This window comes from Bifidobacteriaceae bacterium (genome assembly GCA_031281585.1).
In the GTDB taxonomy this organism is placed as follows: Bacteria; Actinomycetota; Actinomycetes; order Actinomycetales; family WQXJ01; genus JAIRTF01.
Genome location: JAITFE010000132.1, coordinates 1 through 3168, shown reverse-complemented (window position 1 = coordinate 3168; position 3168 = coordinate 1). Strand labels below are relative to the sequence as shown.

Genomic DNA, 3168 nt, shown 5'->3' with positions numbered 1-3168 from the left:
GCCCGCCCCGTCGACCGCCGCGTGGGCCTTCGTGGTCCACCCGCCACGCGAATGGCCAAGCCCGTGATCAGCGGGTTCGTCGCGGACCCTCTTGTGATCGCGGGTTTTCCTGTGATTCGGCGGAGCCCCCCTTTCCGGGCCCCGGCCGCGTGCTTGCGCGCCCTGGCGACGGTCCCGTCGACCACGGCCGTCAAACCGGCGCCCTCCGGACACAGCGCCACAGCCGCCAGGATCTCGTCCCAGGCGCCGTCCCCGGCCCAAGCGTCGAAGCGCCGCCAAACCGACTGCCACGGGCCGAACTCGCCCGGCAGGTCCCGCCAAGGACAGCCAGTCCGCAACCGCCAGCAAATCCCCTCGACAGTCCCGCGGCGGTCGTTCCACGGCCGGCCGCTGCCCCGCCTCGGCGGCAGCAACGGCTCGACCTCCTCCCACACCACGTCAGCGAACTGAGGACTCCCCGCCATAACAACAAGCCTGCCAGCCCCCCAAACCCTTACGAGACACGCCCTAGGACGCCGGTGGCGAGCATCATGTCGACCACGTCGGGCAGGTCTCCCCGGACGGCCTTCTTGTCGGCGTCGAACTGAGCGCGCAGCGCGCGGACCTCCTCGACTGACACGGCGCGCGTCTGGCGCTTCGGTGCCGATTCTGGTCACATCGCGCAGCGGGTTGACTTTCAGCGCGCCGTGGCGGACCGCCAGGGACAGCATCCCCGAGAGCGCCGTCTTGGAGAGTCTGGAGGACGCCGGTCCCACGTCTTCGGCCACGCTCCGCAGGTATCGGTCGAGGGCGGCGACGGTGGCCTCGCGGATCGTCAGGCCGCCGACGCCGGGTGTGACCTGGTTCTCGACCACCTCCGGGCAGCACTGCTTGGTCGAGTGCGCCCGGCTGGAGCTCTCGACTTCGGTGCGGAGCCAGTAGTCGGCCAGCGCGGCCAGGCCAGGCGGGTGGCGGGCGACAAGTCCGGGCTGGTGCCGGCCACCCGCTCGGCCATCGCGGCGATCAGCGCCCGCTCGGCCTTCGCGCCGGTGGCGGCGCGCGCCCCCAAGAGGCGCGTGCGGCTGTCGTGGTCGCGGAACCGGGCCCGCGCCCACCACAGACCAGGCCGGAGTTGTTTGCGCGAAATGCGGCCCCACGTGCCGATCTGGAGCGGCGGTCTAGGCAGACACACCGAGCTTGGGCGCGGGCCCCTTTGCCACGGGGTTTCATCAGATGTACTATGTTCCTGTGGTGGGCTAGACGGCCCACGCGAGTCGCAAACCTAGACCTAGACGGACACTCAAACCCCAAACGCAAACCTAGACTGAGGAAAAGACGAAGACCAAGACATAGATCCAAGCTCAGGCGAATACGGCAGATCCAGATCGAGACGCAAGCCGTGACAACCGGAACGTCTGAATAGGATTGGAGTAGCCAATGGCTTTCCATGGGGTTCTCGTGTGCTTCCTACTCCTAGCTGTGGCTATCGCAGCGCCCATATGGCCAGCTCAAACTCTTACGTTTGTGCTGGGCATGCTTGCTGCGGCCACTTTCGAGCTAGTATCGAGTAGCGCACCCAAAAGACATTAGGGGCGGTCATGACAATTGGTCTCTGACCGGCCATCAAATCCCCGAGAGAGTGCCTGGTCTATGATGATGGCTTGCTCGCCACCGTCGTAGATACTGGTGGTCCGCTGCGCGAAACGCGCAGCGGACCACCACATTCACTTAAGCACGGAAACGCATCCTTCTCAAGCGCGACGGTACACTCCGTCATGGTCCTGAATGCGATCTGCTTCTTTGAGTAGTCGCAGCACTCTTGCGGCCCGCCGCTGAGCCTCATAACGCCTGTCGCAATACAACAGCCCGGCAAGTTCGTCAAGCCGATCGCCAGCCACTGTGACGCCCTTGCCAAGTAGGTGGATCACCAGTTCGCCGTCAAGGCGGTATTGCCATTCATCTGCGAGCCTAACCAAGGGCTTCTCGCGATTGTCGATCGTCAGCGCCGCCTCGTCATCCCCGGTGAAACCAAGGACGGCCGATTTGGAAAAAAGGAGGTACAAGAAGTTTAGCGCGTTACCCCAAGCGTACTTCTTCCCCTTTGGCAGCGTCACACCATCATTCGCGCGAACCTTTTCTAGGGCGTCGTTGATCGCCTTATCCGCAGGAACAGTGGGGTCGTCCTTGACTGCTTTTGCTATTTCCTCATAGACATGCCATCGCACCTCCGAAAAAGGACCCATGTCGTCCGCCCGGAGGACGCTGAAGCCTTGCACCGACAAAGGCTGCGGACTCTCGAACCGATCGTCATCATTGCCTCGCGCAAGGTCTCGCGAGACCACATTTGACGAAAGGCTGATCAATCCGTTCGACGGATGCTGAGCATGATGTTCAACCACCTTGTGCCGGCGCTTAGCCTCTTCGATCAGCATCGAAATTAACCTGGGCGTCCGGGCACGCGTATCTTTGGAACTCTTATCAAACCTGCTGTCTCTACTTGCCAACATGCCGCGTATATCTGTCCTTCGGAGGCCGTTTGGTGTGAGCACGCTGTAAAGAATGCTCAAGGCATCATCGATAGGGATGAAGTCTTCGGGCCAATCACCCTGACCGATCGACTCGCTCTCACGGGGGAAGGGGCGGAACGTGACTTCAGCGTCAGCGCTAAGCGCCTGAGCGAGTGCCACCTCAACCGCCGGATTGTTGGAGTACACGACGTCGATGCCGGGCGGAATGACTTTGTTGACGACTAATTTCGCCAATTCTCTGGCCAGCTCGGCTCGATCTTGCCAGGGGACATCAACATACTCGGTTGGGCTGGATTGCAGGACACGCGAAAGAGCGTTTTTCTGCGACCGCGAGTTCCCATTGAGAACGAAGAAGAGGTCATCTATACCAAGGGCTGATGCTTCCGCGCGTATGCTCGGCGTGATCTGGGGAATCGCCGGAACGGAGACGCAAGTGAAATCGATGAGCCACATGTCTGGGGGTCCTTCGTATGGGGGAATGAATCTAGAGCAGTCTACCGCAGCGGGAGATATCTGAGAGGCTGTTTGGGAACTTGATGGTTTGCGGCGTGTTGGGGCTGTGACGTGGGGGAACTCCTGGTAGCAAGGGAGCGTCAAAACCACCTCCCACCAGGAGTTCCGGTGCTAGTCTGCCTCACTTCCCCAGGCGGCGGCGAATCGG

The 3168-nt window shown here is 62.1% G+C and carries 3 protein-coding genes; 1 reads left to right on the top strand and 2 read right to left on the bottom strand.

All coding sequences use genetic code 11. The annotated features are described in order from the left end of the window. A partial coding sequence (locus LBC97_14015) for an IS5 family transposase (protein MDR2567143.1) occupies positions 1-464 on the bottom strand: 464 nt, incomplete at its 3' end. A gap of 205 nt (positions 465-669) precedes the next feature. Here LBC97_14015 and LBC97_14010 point away from each other — a divergent pair. Next, a complete protein-coding gene (locus LBC97_14010; GenBank protein MDR2567142.1) occupies positions 670-921 on the top strand; it encodes a hypothetical protein in 252 nt (83 codons plus the stop codon). A gap of 809 nt (positions 922-1730) precedes the next feature. Here the strand turns inward: LBC97_14010 and LBC97_14005 are convergent. Next, positions 1731-2960, bottom strand: a complete 1230-nt coding sequence (locus tag LBC97_14005) for a hypothetical protein (GenBank protein ID MDR2567141.1) — start codon at positions 2958-2960, stop codon at positions 1731-1733. Positions 2961-3168: the final 208 nt, after the last annotated feature.